17 protein-coding genes are annotated in these 15,737 nt (G+C 41.0%); 12 read left to right on the forward strand and 5 right to left on the reverse strand.

The features are described 5' to 3' along the window. Positions 1-224: 224 nt before the first annotated feature. The 4 genes from dnaK to A0J48_RS23375 all read left to right on the forward strand — a co-directional run bounded on the left by dnaK (position 225) and on the right by A0J48_RS23375 (position 4,561). The gene (gene dnaK, locus A0J48_RS23360; RefSeq protein WP_200326982.1) at positions 225-2,312 is read left to right on the forward strand and encodes a molecular chaperone DnaK; all 2,088 of its coding nucleotides are present in this window, start codon (positions 225-227) and stop codon (positions 2,310-2,312) included. Between the two features lie 224 nt (positions 2,313-2,536). Beyond that, a complete protein-coding gene (locus A0J48_RS23365) occupies positions 2,537-3,532 on the forward strand; it encodes a DnaJ C-terminal domain-containing protein (RefSeq protein ID WP_200326983.1) in 996 nt (331 codons plus the stop codon). Positions 3,533-3,737: 205 nt separating this feature from the next. Next, positions 3,738-4,280, forward strand: a complete 543-nt coding sequence (locus tag A0J48_RS23370) for a J domain-containing protein (RefSeq protein ID WP_200326984.1) — start codon at positions 3,738-3,740, stop codon at positions 4,278-4,280. A 14-nt stretch (positions 4,281-4,294) separates the two neighbouring features. Continuing rightward, entirely contained in the window at positions 4,295-4,561 is a 267-nt protein-coding gene (locus A0J48_RS23375; protein WP_411841147.1) for a DUF3143 domain-containing protein, read from the forward strand. A 139-nt stretch (positions 4,562-4,700) separates the two neighbouring features. On the opposite strand, the gene A0J48_RS23380 is transcribed toward A0J48_RS23375, so the two are convergent. From A0J48_RS23380 to cdaA, 3 genes are all read right to left on the reverse strand, one after another. Continuing rightward, positions 4,701-5,801, reverse strand: a complete 1,101-nt coding sequence (locus tag A0J48_RS23380; protein ID WP_200326985.1) for a ligand-gated ion channel — start codon at positions 5,799-5,801, stop codon at positions 4,701-4,703. 109 nt (positions 5,802-5,910) lie between these two features. Beyond that, positions 5,911-6,660 carry an isoprenyl transferase gene (locus A0J48_RS23385; RefSeq protein ID WP_200326986.1) on the reverse strand — a complete coding sequence of 250 codons (750 nt, stop codon included), beginning with the start codon at positions 6,658-6,660 and terminating at the stop codon, positions 5,911-5,913. After that, complete coding sequence (cdaA, locus tag A0J48_RS23390; protein WP_200326987.1) at positions 6,657-7,592, reverse strand: diadenylate cyclase CdaA; 936 nt, start codon at positions 7,590-7,592, stop codon at positions 6,657-6,659. Before cdaA ends, A0J48_RS23385 begins: the two co-directional genes overlap by 4 nt. On the opposite strand from cdaA, the gene A0J48_RS23395 reads away from it, so the two are divergent. Further along, the gene (locus A0J48_RS23395; RefSeq protein ID WP_200326988.1) at positions 7,572-7,739 is read left to right on the forward strand and encodes a hypothetical protein; all 168 of its coding nucleotides are present in this window, start codon (positions 7,572-7,574) and stop codon (positions 7,737-7,739) included. The genes cdaA and A0J48_RS23395 overlap by 21 nt on opposite strands. Positions 7,740-7,981: 242 nt before the next feature. Here the strand turns inward: A0J48_RS23395 and lysA are convergent, their stop codons facing one another. Continuing rightward, positions 7,982-9,388 (reverse strand): diaminopimelate decarboxylase, encoded by a 1,407-nt coding sequence (gene lysA / locus A0J48_RS23400; RefSeq protein ID WP_200326989.1) that lies wholly within the window; start codon positions 9,386-9,388, stop codon positions 7,982-7,984. Positions 9,389-9,567: 179 nt separating this feature from the next. On the opposite strand from lysA, the gene rimI reads away from it, so the two are divergent. From rimI to A0J48_RS23435, 7 genes are all read left to right on the forward strand, one after another. Next, on the forward strand, positions 9,568-10,098 hold the full coding sequence (rimI, locus tag A0J48_RS23405) for a ribosomal protein S18-alanine N-acetyltransferase (protein ID WP_200326990.1): 531 nt from the start codon (positions 9,568-9,570) through the stop codon (positions 10,096-10,098). A gap of 415 nt (positions 10,099-10,513) precedes the next feature. After that, complete coding sequence (locus A0J48_RS23410) at positions 10,514-12,988, forward strand: ATP-dependent Clp protease ATP-binding subunit (protein ID WP_200326998.1); 2,475 nt, start codon at positions 10,514-10,516, stop codon at positions 12,986-12,988. 252 nt (positions 12,989-13,240) lie between these two features. After that, a complete protein-coding gene (locus tag A0J48_RS23415; RefSeq protein WP_200326991.1) occupies positions 13,241-13,645 on the forward strand; it encodes a DUF1308 domain-containing protein in 405 nt (134 codons plus the stop codon). A gap of 2 nt (positions 13,646-13,647) precedes the next feature. Next, complete coding sequence (locus tag A0J48_RS23420) at positions 13,648-13,941, forward strand: DUF3349 domain-containing protein (protein WP_200326992.1); 294 nt, start codon at positions 13,648-13,650, stop codon at positions 13,939-13,941. A gap of 11 nt (positions 13,942-13,952) precedes the next feature. Beyond that, on the forward strand, positions 13,953-14,177 hold the full coding sequence (locus A0J48_RS23425) for a DUF6887 family protein (RefSeq protein WP_200326993.1): 225 nt from the start codon (positions 13,953-13,955) through the stop codon (positions 14,175-14,177). Continuing rightward, a complete protein-coding gene (locus A0J48_RS23430; protein ID WP_200326994.1) occupies positions 14,146-14,400 on the forward strand; it encodes a hypothetical protein in 255 nt (84 codons plus the stop codon). Before A0J48_RS23425 ends, A0J48_RS23430 begins: the two co-directional genes overlap by 32 nt. Positions 14,401-14,498: 98 nt before the next feature. Then, positions 14,499-15,068: a hypothetical protein gene (locus A0J48_RS23435; RefSeq protein WP_200326995.1), complete on the forward strand. Its 570-nt coding sequence runs from the start codon at positions 14,499-14,501 to the stop codon at positions 15,066-15,068. Between the two features lie 53 nt (positions 15,069-15,121). Here A0J48_RS23435 and A0J48_RS23440 read toward each other — a convergent pair whose 3' ends face one another. Beyond that, the gene (locus A0J48_RS23440; protein ID WP_200326996.1) at positions 15,122-15,385 is read right to left on the reverse strand and encodes a hypothetical protein; all 264 of its coding nucleotides are present in this window, start codon (positions 15,383-15,385) and stop codon (positions 15,122-15,124) included. Positions 15,386-15,737: the final 352 nt, after the last annotated feature.

Here is a 15,737-nt window from a genome sequence, read left to right on the forward strand (position 1 = left end):
ACACCCTTACACCCCTATTCCCTATTCCCTGTTCTTTCTGTTCAAATGCTATCCTAGTTTGGCAAGTAGCACCTTACGCTAAAATTTCTCTAATTATCTAAATTTATTGAATTGAATGATGATAATTATACCATTGGGCGGTTTTCATCATTTAGCCGCAAGCTAGAGGGAACACCTACCGATAATAATAGATGTAAAAGACACGCTTAGGAGAAGAGTAACGCATGGGCAAGGTAGTCGGCATCGACTTGGGTACAACCAACTCAGTAGTCGCCGTAATGGAGGGTGGCAAGCCGGTGGTGATTGCCAATGCAGAAGGAATGCGAACAACCCCCTCTGTTGTTGGCTTTAGCAAAGAAGGCGAAAGAGTAGTTGGGCAAATGGCCAGACGGCAAACAGTTCTGAATCCCCAAAATACCTTTTTTGCAGTTAAACGCTTCATTGGGCGCAGGTACGCTGAACTTAACCCAGATTCTAAGCGTGTACCCTACACTATTCGTAAAGATGAAGTGGGCAATATTAAAGTTGCTTGTCCTCGTTTAAATAAAGAATTTGCCCCAGAAGAAATTTCAGCGATGGTGCTGAAGAAATTAGCCGATGACGCTAGTCGCTATTTGGGTGAACCTGTGACTGGGGCGGTGATTACTGTTCCGGCTTATTTTAATGATTCCCAACGCCAAGCTACCCGTGATGCGGGCAGAATAGCTGGTTTAGATGTGTTGCGAATTCTCAATGAACCAACGGCAGCATCTTTAGCTTACGGATTAGATCGGGGTGAAACGGAAACTATCTTAGTTTTTGATTTGGGTGGTGGAACTTTTGATGTGTCCATTTTAGAAGTGGGCGACGGCATATTTGAAGTTAAAGCCACTAGTGGAGATACGCAGTTAGGTGGCAATGATTTTGACAGAAAAATAGTTGATTGGTTAGCAGAACAATTTTTAGAGACAGACGGAGTAGACTTAAGACGCGATCGCCAAGCTTTACAACGGTTAATGGAAGCCGCAGAAAAAGCCAAAATAGAACTTTCTGCCGTCAGCGTCACCGATATTAACTTACCCTTCATCACCGCCACAGAAGATGGCCCCAAACATTTAGAAACACGCCTCACCCGTTCCCAGTTTGAAGGATTGTGTGGTGACTTAATCACCAGAGTGCGAACACCAGTCAAAAGGGCGCTAAAAGATGCCGGACTCTCTCCGGTCGATATTGAAGAAGTTGTACTAGTAGGCGGTTCCACCAGGATACCGATGGTAAAACAGCTAGTGCGGGACTTGATTGGCATTGAACCCAACGAAAACGTTAACCCTGATGAAGTGGTGGCTGTGGGTGCAGCGATTCAAGCAGGTATTTTAGCAGGTGAACTCAAAGATGTATTGCTGTTAGATGTCACACCCCTATCTTTAGGATTGGAAACCATTGGTGGCGTGATGAAAAAACTGATTCCCCGTAACACCACAATCCCAGTACGACGTTCTGATATTTTTTCCACCTCTGAAAATAACCAAAACAGCGTAGAAATTCACGTTGTCCAAGGGGAGAGGGAAATGGCAGCAAATAACAAGTCCTTGGGACGGTTTAAACTGTACGGTATCCCTCCAGCACCCAGAGGTATACCCCAAGTTCAAGTATCCTTTGATATTGATGCCAACGGAATTTTACAGGTAACAGCCTTAGATCGTACCACTGGTAGAGAACAGAGTATCACCATTCAAGGCGCTTCTACCTTGAGTGAGTCAGAAGTCAATCGCATGATTCAAGATGCTCAAAAATATGCTGATGTTGACCGAGAACGAAAAGAACGGGTAGAAAAACGCACTCGTTCCGAAGCATTGATTTTACAAGCAGAACGACAACTGCGGGAAGTAGCCTTGGAAATGGGGATGCAGTTTGCCCGTAACCGTCGTCAGCGCATTGATAATATTTGCCGCGAACTGCGTGAAAGTTTAAAAGATAATGATGATCGAGGCATTGACCAAGCTTACTCTGACCTGCAAGATGCTCTGTATGAGCTAAATCGGGAAGTAAGAGAGTATTATGCTGAAGATGAAGACGAAGACCTATTTGGTGCTATCCGTGACATCTTCACTGGTGATAAAGAACGGGAACGGGATTATCCCAAAGAAACCTATCGGGAACGGGATTCTTATAACAGAGACTACAGCCGAGACTCTAGTAGAGACTACAATCGAGACTCTGGCAGAGATTATGGTCGAGAAAATCGTTCTTCCTCCTATGATAATCCTCCGCCACGTCGCAGTAGTCGTCCCACCTACCAGGATAATTGGGATGATGACGATGACTGGCTATAAAAGAATTTTCGATTTTGGATTTTAGATTCAGGAGGCAGTAGGCAGGAGACAGGAGGTAGAAGTTTTTGAATTTTGAATTTTTTCCCCTACACCCCTACACCCTTACACCCTTACACCCTTACACCCTTACACCCCTACACCCCTACACCCTTACACCCCTATTCCCTACACCCTTACACCCCTGTTTCCTATTCCCTATTCCCTATTCCCACTGATAACTGACTATGCAAAATTTGCAAAATTTCCGCGATTATTACGAGATTTTGGGAGTAACAAAAGAAGCCTCCAGCGAAGAAATTAAAAAGGTTTATCGCAGGTTAGCAAGGCAATATCACCCTGATCTAAATCCTGGTAACAAGGAAGCAGAAGAAAAATTTAAGACTATCGGTGAGGCTTATGAAATTCTTTCCGATCCCAGTCGGCGATCGCAATACGACCAGTTTAGCCGTTACTGGAAACAAAAAGGCTTCGCCGGTGGTAAACAGACACCAAAACCCAAAGGTTGGGGAGATAGTCGCGCTAACGGTCGTAGCAGTCAAGAGGTAGACCCTAGCGAATTTCCTGATTTTGAAAGTTTTATTAATCAGGTCATTGGTGTTAGCAGTCGCCAAGAGACCAAAACTACCGCAGGTAATACCACAACTAGCGACCCGTTTCGGACTCCTAGAACCAAAGTTGCTTATACAGTTAACACCCCACCCCGCACCACTCGCAGAGATATAGAAGCAAGATTAACTTTACCACTAGAAAAGGCTTATCAAGGTGGTAATGAAAGGATACGCTTAGAAGATGGGCGATCGCTGGAAGTAACTATGCCCCCTGCGATGGTGACAGGTCAAACCATCCGTTTGCGAAATCAAGGTATTGGTGGCGGCGATTTATACTTAAAAATTACTGTTGAACCTCATCCGCTATTTAAACTAGAAGGTTCTAATATCTTCTGTCAAATTCCTGTAACCCCCAGTGAAGCAGTTTTAGGAGGACAGGTCGAAGCACCAACCCTAGACGGTCCTGTAAAAATGACCATTCCGCCAGCAGTTAGGTCTGGACAAAGGTTTCGGTTAGCTAATAAAGGTTATCCCGGTGAAAACGGAAAACGTGGTGATCAGTTAGTGGAAGTGCAAATAGTCACTCCGAAAACCCTCACAGATGAAGAAAGACAACTTTATGAAAAATTGCGGGAAATTGAAAGTTTTAAACCACGTGCTGATTTAATTTAATAGTCAGAATCAGGATTTCCAGGATTTAAGGATGAACAGGATGAAAGTCAATATTTTGATGTTTGCTTCCTGCGTCCACCAAGGAGCAAAAAATTATCTGCGGTTATCTGCGTTTAATGTCAACTTCCTGTATCTCACTGGCACGGCAGCTGTAGTCATAATTTAAAATATAAAAAAACAGATGTGAGCAAAGTGAAACAAAGCCGTGAGTCAAACCGGGACAAAACTAACACCAGAACAAACATATTATTCCCTGCTAGGACTGCATCCGTCAGCGTCGGTGATTGATATCCGTCGCGCTTTTCGGGAACTGAGTAAACAGTATCACCCTGATACCACAGAATTACCTGCTACGGTTGCTACAGAAAAATTTCAACAAATTAACGAAGCTTACGCTACTCTGAGTCATCCAGAACGGCGTTTAAGCTATGATTTAAAGATTGGCTATTCTCGTTTTGGTGTCATTCAAGCACCAACAGATTTAAACCATCCTGTGCATAAACCCTATGATTTCTCAAAATCAATGTATCTGGATGCAAGCGATCGCCCTTTATCAGCAGGAGAAATTTTTGTATTATTTGTCTTAGGTTTAACCTTTGTCGGTTGTTTAGTATTAGCGATCGCGGTTGCTGTTTTTCGTGGTGAACCTAGGTTACAAACCCAAATTCCCAACCTCAATACACAACAGCAAATCACTCATATTTCCCAGTTATCTCAACCAATACAAATTAATAATTTTGAATTTTGAATTTTGAATTGCCTATGCTTCCCTCTCATACACCTTTATATAGTCATCCTCTACCACAAATTGAACAATGGCTAAAAGAACAAGGTTGCCAACAAGATGATAATGAGCTACATTGTTGGCGCTTGCAAAAACCTAGCTGGCAAGCAGAACTCTGGCTAGATATTGAACAAATCACAGTTAGATACATTCAAGCTGGAGACAACGGTCAGGATATTCAACGTTCCTTTAAATATTCCCTCAGTCGGCAAGATATAGAACAAGCAATTTTCGCAGGCCCATAATTTAATTGTAGATTTTATAGCAGGGAACTCTTAACAGATGTGAAAGTCTTTTTGTATCTGATAGCGCAGCTTGACATAAGCCATGTTTTATAATCACTGTCTGTTTTCATCTAACTGAAAAACACTATGGTGACATAGTTTATGACTCAAACGCCAATTTTTGACAAGATGAGAAATCGAGTCCAGATTGTTTCCAAGCTTCCGGAATTGGGTTACTGCCTATTTTTGTGAGCAATTCCTTAGTTTTTGCCTTATCTCCAGCAAAACACGCAAACTTACCATAACTATTGACATTCCACGAAACAGGGTAATATTTAACAATATCCTCAAAACTCTGACTCATTTTTTGCCAATTTGCTGGTGTAGAATGAAATGCATTACTATGAAATTCACGAATTTCATTGAATGCTCTCCAATAAATGCGAGTGTAAAATCCTTTTCCTTCACATTTGCTTGTGATTACAACCGCATCATCTGCAAACTGTTCAGCTTCTTCAAAGCTACCACCCCATTTTGGTAATAAATATTCAAAAACTTCATAGTAAGTTTCGTGATAGTAAGCCTCTTTAGATAAAGCTTCCCGTAATAGCTTTTTAACTTCCCGTTTGTGCCAGCTTTGTAATCTAGCTATATGTAGCATATTCGCATACCACTGAGGATCAACACTGGCAAGTTCTTTGTTTTTTTCCAGAACATTCTTGGCTAATTGAATATTAGTATTGAATTTTTCCCAAGCTTCGGGACGGATTTCGTGAGCAAAACCACCTCCTCTAAAATGCCAACCACGTCTGAGGAGAAAGTTGCTGTAGACAATGTAAGGAGCAGGAGATTGAGGATATGTTTTAATCCATTCCCGGATTTTAGTTTCAACTTTTATCCAACTGTTTTCATTGTCATAGTTAGTTAAATCAGTATCAAAAAGTCCATCATAAAAAAATCTTAGCTTCCACAAACCTGACGGTGTTCTACTGTTTCTTTGTTTATAAAGACTGTAATAATTTTCTAATTTTTCAAAATTTCCCAATGAAAAAGTAGCAGCAGCTTCAGATAGAATATTTTTTCTGAGTGATAATTCTGATTGATTGTAACTTTGAATTTTAACACAAGGCTGATTAGAAGTAGGTATATTTGAGCCAATCCTTGTCTGGAATGAAGATGGTGCTGGAATCAATATTAAAGGTGATATTAATGAGCATCCAGTCAGGCATAGTGCCAAGGGCATAAAAACACTTATTTTCATTTTCAGCAGAGAAGGGTTTTTGAAGTTGTGTACAGATGGGGAAATAATAACCAACCAATCGGAATGGATCTAAAAAAATCGACAATCTAAAATCTAAAATCCCAAATTATCACACTTTCCCAAAACGCCTTTCTCGTTGCTGATAGGCACATAAAGCCCGGTGAAACTCTTTTCTGTCAAAATCTGGCCACAGCGTGTCAGTAATATAAATTTCTCCATAGGCCATTTGCCAAAGCAGAAAATTAGAAAGTCGCATTTCTCCACTGGTGCGGATGAGTAAATCCGGGTCTGCTATTCCTGCTGTATATAAATGACTTTCAAACAATTCTTCAGAGATTTCATCTGGTTTTAATATACCTTCCTGGACTTTTTGGGCGATCGCCCGACAAGCCTGTAAAATTTCCTGTCTACCGCCATAATTTGTGGCTACTGTAAACTTAATACTGCAATTATCCTTAGTTTCTGCCATTGAACGAGAAATTTCTTCTTGGAGTGCTTTTGGTAAAGCTTGCAAATTGCCCACAAACTGAATTTGTACGTTCTCTTCTACCATTTCTCGTAGTTCTTGACGCAAAACACGCTGAAACAGACTCATCAAAAACTCCACTTCTTCCTGGGGTCTTTTCCAGTTCTCCGTCGAAAAAGCATAAGCAGTCAGGGCTTTAATGCCCCAATCCTTACAACAGCGCAACAAATCTTTGAGGGCATCAACTCCCCGCTTATGACCCATAATTCTTGGTAGACCTTGACGTTTAGCCCATCGACCATTGCCATCCATAATCACCGCAACGTGCTGGGGAAGTAATTCTAGTTGTAAATCAGAGGGTAAATATTGCAGTTCAGTATGTTGTGTAGTCATTTTTCGGTCTTATTTTTTTGGCGAGAAGCAGACAATGGTAATCTGAGTAAACGTGAAACCAGTGCTAGTGTCTGACCACTAACTTGACGAATTAAACTGAGAAGACCAGGTGCTACAGCTTCCCGATCTACAGTAGGAGAAAATCGAGTCTCTAAAGACTCCTTTAGCTTCCTAATTGTCAGTGGTCTGTATAAAGTTCCTCGTTCCGCTAAGGAAATAGAACCCGTTTCTTCTGATACAACGACACAGATGCAATTTTCGACCCGTTCAGTAATTCCCATTGCTGCCCGATGGCGTGTACCTAATTGGCGCGAGGCTGTGCGTCCTGAAAGTGGTAAAATTATACCTGATGACACAATGCGCGAACCTCGGATTAAAGTTGCCCCATCATGGAGTAAAGTTTTTGGCTGAAAAATTGTCTGTATTAGCTCTTTAGACACCTCTGCATTTAACTTTACTCCCGGTACAGAAAAATCTCGCTCATCAATTGGTCCTGAAGTCTCCAAAATTAGCAAAGCACCAATCCGATTTTTGGACAGTTCTTTGACAGCTTCGACAATTTCATCAATCACGCTATCAGATTTGGGGACTGTCAAACGGTTGGGTTGAAATAATAACCTGAACTCACCTCTTCCCAGTTGTTCCAAGAAGCGGCGAAACTCCGACTGAAGTGCCACAGCCATTGCTACAGCACAACCAATCACTAACTTTTCGAGAACGAAATTGAGTAGAGGTAGCCCCAAAGTGCCGCTGAATGCTGAGGCCAACATCAAGAGTATAAATCCCCTGACCATCCACAGCGTGCGACGTTCACTTATAATCACCAGGATCATATATGTTAGCGCCAGCACCAACACAATATCCAGAGTCCCAAACAGCAAGGACTGTGACCACCCTAGGTTTATCAGCCATTGCTTCCACCAATTTCTCATGACATCTGGATAAATAAGAATTCAGGAGTTACAGGAGTTACAGGAGTTACAGGAGTTACAGGAGTTACAGGAGTTACAGGAGTTACAGGAGTTACAGGAGTTACAGGAGTTACAGAACCAGAATTTTGGGTTTTTTCTTTATTCTGAACTACTGAACTCCTGATAGCGTATCTAAGACAGAGAAAGCTCCGCTAACGCGCAGCGTGCCGTAGGCATAGCGTGGCATTAGCCATACTACTCAACTACTGGTTTTTCATTCTGAACCACTGATAGCGAAGCGTGGCGTTAGCCATACTACTCAACTACTGATAGCGTATCGAAGACAGCGAAAGCTCCGCTAACGCGCAGCGTGCCGTAGGCATAGCGTGGCGTAAGCCATACTCCTTTGACTATTTCAGTCTTTCTGGTAGGCAATCTTGTCGAATGATGTCTTGATAAGTTTCACGTTGCAAAATTAAATTTGCTTCGCCATTCGCCACTAAAACAGCCGCTGGTCGGGGCAAGCGATTATAGTTAGATGCCATACTGTAATTGTATGCACCAGTTCCCATAACTACGAGAATATCACCTGGTTCAGTTTTTGGCAGTTGGGCGTTTTTAATCAGAATATCTCCTGATTCGCAATGTTTACCAGCCAATGTGACTGTTTCTGTTAAAGCAGCAGACATTTTGTTAGCTACTACTGCCCGATAAACTGATTGATAAGTGATGGGACGGGGATTATCAGACATTCCTCCATCAATTGTCACATAAGTGCGAATATCAGGAATGATTTTTGCTGAACCAATAGTGTAGGCGGTAATGCAAGCTGTGGCAATCAGCGATCGCCCTGGTTCACAAAGTAATTTAGGCAAGGGTAAATTGAGATCAGCACAAGCTTGTTGAACTACTTCACAAATTGCCCTTGACCATTCTTCAATGCTTGGAGGATCATCTGATTCGGTGTACTTAATTCCTAAACCACCACCAACATTTAGCTCTGTCAGTTGCAAATCATATTTTGCCGCATCCTGCAACCACTGTACCATCACAGCAGCTAAATCCCGATGGGGTTGACGTTCAAAAATTTGCGAACCAATATGAGCGTGTAACCCCACACAATTTAAACTCGGTTGTTTGCTAACAAAGGCAAATACTGTTTCTAAATCATTGGGATCAAAGCCAAATTTACTATCTAAATGTCCGGTACGGATATATTCATGGGTATGGCATTCAATCCCTGGAGTTAACCGCAACATAATCCGGATTTTTCCTGCCGAAGTTGTAGATGATGTCTCTACAATATCCACCAAGGTGTGCAATTCGTGCCAGTTATCGGCCACAATGGTACAACCTGACTCGATCGCTAAAATTAGCTCCTCCCGAGATTTATTATTGCCATGTAGATAGATTTTATCTGGACTCACACCTGCCTGGAGTGCCGTGTATAGTTCACCGCCAGATACTACATCAATTCCTAAGCCTTCTGAGGCCACAATGGCACAAACAGCTAGACAATTCCATGCTTTGGAAGCGTACAATACTTGAGATTCGCCTTTGTAGTATTCTTTGAATGTATCGCGGTATTGCCGACAAGCTGTCCGTAGCGTTTCTTCATCTAAAATATATAAAGGTGAACCAAATTGCTTAACCAGGGTTGTCACATCACAACCACCAATTTCCAGGGAGTCATGATGATTAACTCTAGCACTCACGGGTAGGAGTTCTTGATTTGGCGAGAGAGTTGTGTTAATCGCTCTTTGAGGTAAATATTGATTGCCAGAAGGTTGAACCCCGACAGGATAAGTCGATACCATATCTAATAAAAGTTGTCCTTGTCAAAAAAATTAAAAGCGTGAATTAGCTTTCCAATTCCCAGTCTACAGCGTTGCTGGTAATGGAAAATGGGTAATTGGTGATTGGTAATTTGGCAAACTTCCTCCTCTTCCTTACATCCCACACCCTACACCCTATTCTTCCCCAGTCCCCCTTAACCGTGAATTTACTAAATTTAAAAATTCAATCATTGACCGTAGAGCATTTAAGTGAACTGCTGGAGCTAGATCAAGCTTGTTTTCAGGGTTTGTGGACTATGGATGGCTACCGTCGAGAGTTGGAAAGCCCCAATAGTGTTTTTTTAGGTTTATTTTCCCCGTTTTCTAGTTCCCAGTTGTTGGGAATGGGTTGTTTTTGGTCAATTTTAGAAGAAGCACACATTACAATTTTGGCAATTCATCCTCAATATCAACATCAAGGTTTAGGACAGGCTTTATTATATTCTTTACTCAAAACAGCCAGCGATCGCGGTTTGGAACGCGCTACCCTCGAAGTTCGAGCTTCTAACCAACCAGCAATCTCTTTATATCAAAAATTTGGCTTTAAAACGGCTGGCAGAAGACCACGTTACTACAAAGATAATGATGAAGATGCCCTGATCCTGTGGCTTTCTGACTTACAACATCCCAAATTTATGAAGACTTTAGAAGAATGGAAGACCATAGTGAGCGATCGCATTAGTAAGTGGTGATTGACAGTTGGTAATTTATTGATTTCTGCTTACTAACAACTGACTACTGACCACTGACTAATGACTACTATTTAATGAGAATTTTAAACTAAATTTAGCTTTTCAATAACCAAATCTTATTGATCAAGATAATTCTTGACATATAGGTATTTTATATGATATTAATTTCTGCTTGGGATTAGATAAACAATATCTCAACATAAAGGCATCAAATGTTTATCATTAGTCCCAAAAAGCCTGATAAATTCAACCTCCTCAGTACACAAACTACACAAAAAGTAATAAAAAGTTAGCAATTAACTCATCACCATCTGTAGTGGCGATTGGATGTCAAAAATTTGTATACAGACATCCAAACTTTTAGCCTGTGCTAAAATCAGCGTACCGGCACGACGCAGGTGATGGGAAGGATGCCATGTTTGAACGCTTCACAGAAAAAGCCATTAAGGTAATCATGCTGGCCCAAGAAGAGGCCCGCCGTTTAGGTCACAACTTTGTTGGAACCGAGCAGATCCTCCTGGGTCTGATCGGGGAAGGCACAGGAGTTGCCGCCAAGGTGCTGAAATCAATGGGCGTTAATCTCAAAGATGCCCGCATTGAAGTTGAAAAAATCATAGGTCGAGGTTCAGGCTTTGTCGCCGTGGAAATTCCGTTTACGCCACGGGCAAAGCGAGTTCTAGAACTATCCTTGGAAGAAGCACGCCAACTGGGGCATAACTACATAGGCACCGAGCATCTGCTGTTGGGCCTCATCCGCGAAGGGGAAGGTGTAGCAGCCAGGGTATTAGAAAACCTCGGTGTGGATTTATCTAAGGTGAGAACTCAGGTAATCCGAATGTTGGGAGAAACTGCCGAAGTTTCACCAGGAGGAGGTTCATCTGGTCGTACAAAAACCCCGACTTTGGATGAATTTGGTTCCAACCTGACCCAAATGGCCACAGACAATAAACTCGATCCTGTGGTAGGACGCGCTAAAGAAATTGAGCGTGTAATTCAAATTTTGGGTCGCCGGACTAAGAATAATCCAGTGTTAATTGGTGAACCAGGGGTTGGTAAAACGGCTATTGCTGAAGGTCTAGCGAGCCGGATTGCTAACAAGGATGTCCCCGACATTCTCGAAGATAAGCGTGTTGTCACTCTCGATATTGGCTTGCTGGTAGCAGGAACGAAGTACCGAGGTGAATTTGAGGAACGCCTAAAAAAAATCATGGATGAAATCCGCTCGGCGGGTAATGTCATCCTTGTTATTGATGAGGTTCATACCCTAATCGGTGCAGGTGCGGCTGAAGGGGCGATTGATGCAGCAAATATCCTCAAGCCAGCTTTGGCGCGGGGTGAATTGCAGTGTATCGGTGCAACTACTTTGGATGAGTACCGGAAGCACATTGAACGGGATGCAGCGTTGGAAAGACGCTTCCAACCTGTGATGGTGGGTGAGCCGACCGTTGATGAAACAATTGAAATTTTATATGGTTTGCGCGATCGCTACGAGCAACACCACAAGTTAAAAATCTCCGATGAAGCTTTAGTAGCGGCGGCGAAATTGTCTGATCGATATATCAGCGATCGCTACCTCCCAGATAAAGCCATCGACTTAATCGACGAAGCCGGTTCACGGGTACGCTTGATTAACTCCCAGCTACCCCCAGCAGCGAAGGAGTTAGACAAGGAACTGCGGCAAATCTTAAAAGAAAAGGATGATGCTGTCCGTTCTCAAGACTTTGACCGTGCTGGAGAACTGCGCGACAGAGAAATGGAAATTAAAGCGGAAATCCGTACCATTGCTCAAACTAAAACCAATGCAGCCGGTGGTGATGGTGTTGAACCTGTGGTGACAGAGGAAGACATCGCCCACATTGTGGCTTCTTGGACTGGTGTACCGGTGAACAAACTCACTGAGTCTGAGTCTGAGAAATTGCTGCACATGGAAGACACCTTACATCAGCGCCTCATTGGTCAAGATGACGCTGTGAAGGCTGTTTCCCGCGCTATTCGCCGCGCTCGTGTTGGTTTGAAGAATCCAAATCGACCGATCGCCAGTTTTGTCTTCTCTGGTCCAACTGGGGTTGGTAAAACCGAATTAGCGAAATCCTTGGCTTCTTACTTCTTCGGTTCTGAAGAAGCAATGATTCGCTTGGATATGTCCGAGTACATGGAGCGTCACACCGTCAGTAAGTTGATTGGTTCACCTCCAGGTTACGTTGGTTATAACGAAGGTGGTCAGTTAACGGAAGCTGTACGCCGTCGTCCTTACACCGTGGTGCTGTTTGACGAAATCGAAAAAGCACACCCCGATGTATTCAATATGCTGCTGCAAATTTTAGAAGATGGTCGTTTGACTGATGCTAAAGGACGCACAGTAGACTTTAAGAACACTTTGTTAATTTTGACTTCTAACATTGGTTCTAAGGTAATTGAAAAAGGCGGTAGCGGTATTGGTTTCGAGTTTGCTGAGGATCAAACTGAATCTCAATACAACCGGATTCGTTCTTTGGTGAATGAGGAACTGAAGCAATACTTCCGTCCTGAGTTCTTGAACCGTTTGGATGAAATTATCGTCTTCCGTCAGTTGAATAAGGCTGAAGTTACCGAAATCGCCGAAATCATGCTGAAGGAAGTGTTTGGTCGGTTGACTGAGAAAGGTATTGTCTTAGAAGTCACAGACCGCTTCAAAGACCGCCTAATTCAAGAGGGTTACAGCCCCAGCTACGGTGCAAGGCCATTACGTCGGGCAATTATGCGCTTGTTGGAAGATAGTTTAGCGGAAGAAATTCTGTCTGGACGCATCAAAGACGGTGATACTGCTCTTGTTGACGTTGATGAAAATGGTGTTGTGCAAGTTAGTTCTCAACCGCGTCGGGAGTTGTTAACCCCTGGTGTTGAGTTGTAGTTAGGATTTTTTTCAATTATTAAATAAGCGGTGGGGAATTTCGGTTCTCTGCCGTTTTTTTGTTTTTTTCTCACGCAAAGACGCAAAGAAGGAAGAGGATTGAACCACGAAGGGACGAAGGACACGAAGGAAGAAGAGAAAAATTTGCAGAAGTCCCGCAAGGAAATGAATTTCCTTATTACTTTTGGGTAAAAACTTAAAAAATGCTAAAGTATATAACCTATTTACCATTGTTATTAGAAAAATGTTTGAATGATTAATTTAGATACTGGCACTGCTATAGCTTTTATAGCGGAAAATTCTACTACCCGTTATGTGTTGCGACAATATCTAAATGAACAAGAAATGGTAATGACTCAAACCGCATTTTCTGAGTTTACCACCATAGTCAAAACAATTGGCGGACTATCAGAACAAAATAGAGCTAATCGCTTTTTGCAAAGAGTAACTATCATCCCTGATAACCCATCACCTAGAGCTTTAAACCTGCAACCAACACGAAAAATAGGAATAAACGATATTATTATTTTAGGTACAGGTGATCAACTAGGTATTGTCACCACCACAGCAGATGCAAAAGCAGTGAGAGCCGCTTCTGCTCAAGGTGTGGATTTTCTTGTATATATTCATCTACCTTTTCCTTTAACTGGTAATTAATCATGCAAATCACTATTTCACCACATCTACAAAGTACATATAAATTAATTCAATGTGCTTTTCCCAAGGGTATAGAACCACAAAATTATTTACCTCTTTTAGCATTACTTAGTGAAGAAATGTCAGATAGAAATTTAGCTGAAGTTGTAGCTTACTATAGTGGCAAAGATTATAGTGTTGTACTCAATGATATATATCGGGTGCAATCAATTGATATACCTACACCTGAAGCAATTGATAATTTAAAAGAAAAATTGCTTATTTGTGGTTATGAACAGTGGCTTGAGGAAGGATAAAAGTAGGTGGTATGAATCAGCCTAATTTTCAATGTATGAATCTGAAGGAATTACGTGCTTATGTTTTATCGCATCGGGATGATCAAGAGGCATTTTATTTTTATGTAGATAAGTTGAATGCTGAGGGAAATTGGGTGGAAATGTCGCCATCTGCATCTGTTGATGATTTGATGAATTATCCTGAGTTTTTGCAGCGTTTTAGTAATGAAAAATGGGTGTTGGGAAATCAAGAATAATTGGGAATTTACAGAAGTATGGATAGATTCGATGTTATCGCCTCCATACATTCTGTTATTACTTTGTGATAGTGAGGGAAAGTGTCAAATTTATGATCCTAAACAGGGTGATAAGGTTGTATTTTCTAGTAATAGTTATGAAGCTGTTCAGTTATGGTTATTGGAAGATGAATATGAACCGGTTGAAGGTAGGCTTTTAGCTGAAGAATTTGTGTCAGGTTAGTAGATTTTTTATTTCGCGCAAAGGCGCTAAGGAGCAAAGGCGCAAAGAAGACGCAAGAAAGTGATATAGTTTTCTCAATGAGTTGTAAGGTTTATTACATGGAATTTACTCTTTTTTACGAAGGAATTTTAAAATCTGGCAATAAAGCAAGTGCAAAAGACAAACATCGGCTCAGACAATATTTTCACAAGCAGTTAAAAGTTCTATGGTCTGAACCACCATTAAAAGGTTTAGAAAAATATCAACTTTTAGAAACTACTCCACCAGGCTATGAAAACGAGTTCTGCTTTGAACAGAAATTCGGTAATTTTCAATTTGTTCCTTTAATTCGTGAGAATCTAGACCTGATTGCAGAAATTGATATTATACTTTTAACTTCAGAACCTTTAGGCGGTATAGTAAACAATTCTGGTGATATTGATAATCGGCTCAAAACATTGTTTGATGGTCTACGTTGTCCTTCAAAGCTAGATGAAATTAAAGAATTAGAACCTGAGCCTGATGAAAAACCATTTTACTGTTTGCTGCAAGATGATAAACTAATCACAAAAGTCTCAGTTACTACAAAACGGTTAGTTGATAGTGATATAGAAAAAGATAAGGTAAGACTGATATTATCAATAATTGTCAAGACAACAAACAATTATAAAATATTTAAACACTATTGAGAAATAAATTTGTAGGTTGGTTTAAGTGCAGCTAAATCCAGAAAAACACATTCTTATTGTTTGCTTTCCTTACTCAACCCAACCCACTTAACAGCATAACCGCCATCTTGATATTGAATTTTCATTGTTTTATTTTTCTGTGTTAGTAGCTTAACTTCTTCAGAAAGATTTTGATAAATCTCAGGAAAACGGTCAACTTTAGCATCTTGTCTTAACCAAATGTCAAGATTAGGATCAATCCAGTTAATAACCTTATAAATATTATCATATCTTTGTTTAAGATTAGGGTAATTCCAAATTGGTTCATGGTGAAACACACGGTTTCTTAAATCTTTAATGCCTGTTAATAGAGGTTCTATAACTGTACGGGTACGTTCGTTGCTTTTTGCATTAGGAAATATATTCTGAATGCAAGGAATAAAAATCTTGTTTAAATAATTATTATCTTCTCTCTTTGTCTGTGTCAGAAGTGTTGTCCAAAAACCTAAGCTTAAATTTGCAATAATTTTATCTCTATTGTCTGTAATAGAAAAATCTTGGTTATATATACCTTTTTTCCTTGATTTCTCAGTGAGATTTTTTATTATATCTTCTAGAGCAGAACGAATTTGTTCTTCTTAATGTTTTAATAATATTGTTGTATGATTTTTATTTATATTTGGTAAGATT

This window comes from Sphaerospermopsis aphanizomenoides BCCUSP55, from assembly GCF_001586785.1.
Lineage (GTDB): Bacteria > Cyanobacteriota > Cyanobacteriia > Cyanobacteriales > Nostocaceae > Sphaerospermopsis_A > Sphaerospermopsis_A aphanizomenoides_A.

Bases quoted from the DNA above. Each gene is read 5' to 3' on its own strand.
- A0J48_RS23375 (WP_411841147.1), top strand. From the start codon at position 4,295: ATGCTTCCCTCTCATACACCTTTATATAGTCATCCTCTACCACAAATT.
- lysA (WP_200326989.1), bottom strand. From the start codon at position 9,388: ATGGTATCGACTTATCCTGTCGGGGTTCAACCTTCTGGCAATCAATAT.
- A0J48_RS23410 (WP_200326998.1), top strand. From the start codon at position 10,514: ATGTTTGAACGCTTCACAGAAAAAGCCATTAAGGTAATCATGCTGGCC.
- A0J48_RS23415 (WP_200326991.1), top strand. From the start codon at position 13,241: ATGATTAATTTAGATACTGGCACTGCTATAGCTTTTATAGCGGAAAAT.
- A0J48_RS23380 (WP_200326985.1), bottom strand. From the start codon at position 5,801: ATGAAAATAAGTGTTTTTATGCCCTTGGCACTATGCCTGACTGGATGC.
- A0J48_RS23430 (WP_200326994.1), top strand. From the start codon at position 14,146: ATGAAAAATGGGTGTTGGGAAATCAAGAATAATTGGGAATTTACAGAA.
- A0J48_RS23435 (WP_200326995.1), top strand. From the start codon at position 14,499: ATGGAATTTACTCTTTTTTACGAAGGAATTTTAAAATCTGGCAATAAA.
- A0J48_RS23365 (WP_200326983.1), top strand. From the start codon at position 2,537: ATGCAAAATTTGCAAAATTTCCGCGATTATTACGAGATTTTGGGAGTA.
- dnaK (WP_200326982.1), top strand. From the start codon at position 225: ATGGGCAAGGTAGTCGGCATCGACTTGGGTACAACCAACTCAGTAGTC.
- cdaA (WP_200326987.1), bottom strand. From the start codon at position 7,592: ATGAGAAATTGGTGGAAGCAATGGCTGATAAACCTAGGGTGGTCACAG.
- A0J48_RS23420 (WP_200326992.1), top strand. From the start codon at position 13,648: ATGCAAATCACTATTTCACCACATCTACAAAGTACATATAAATTAATT.
- A0J48_RS23385 (WP_200326986.1), bottom strand. From the start codon at position 6,660: ATGACTACACAACATACTGAACTGCAATATTTACCCTCTGATTTACAA.
- A0J48_RS23425 (WP_200326993.1), top strand. From the start codon at position 13,953: ATGAATCAGCCTAATTTTCAATGTATGAATCTGAAGGAATTACGTGCT.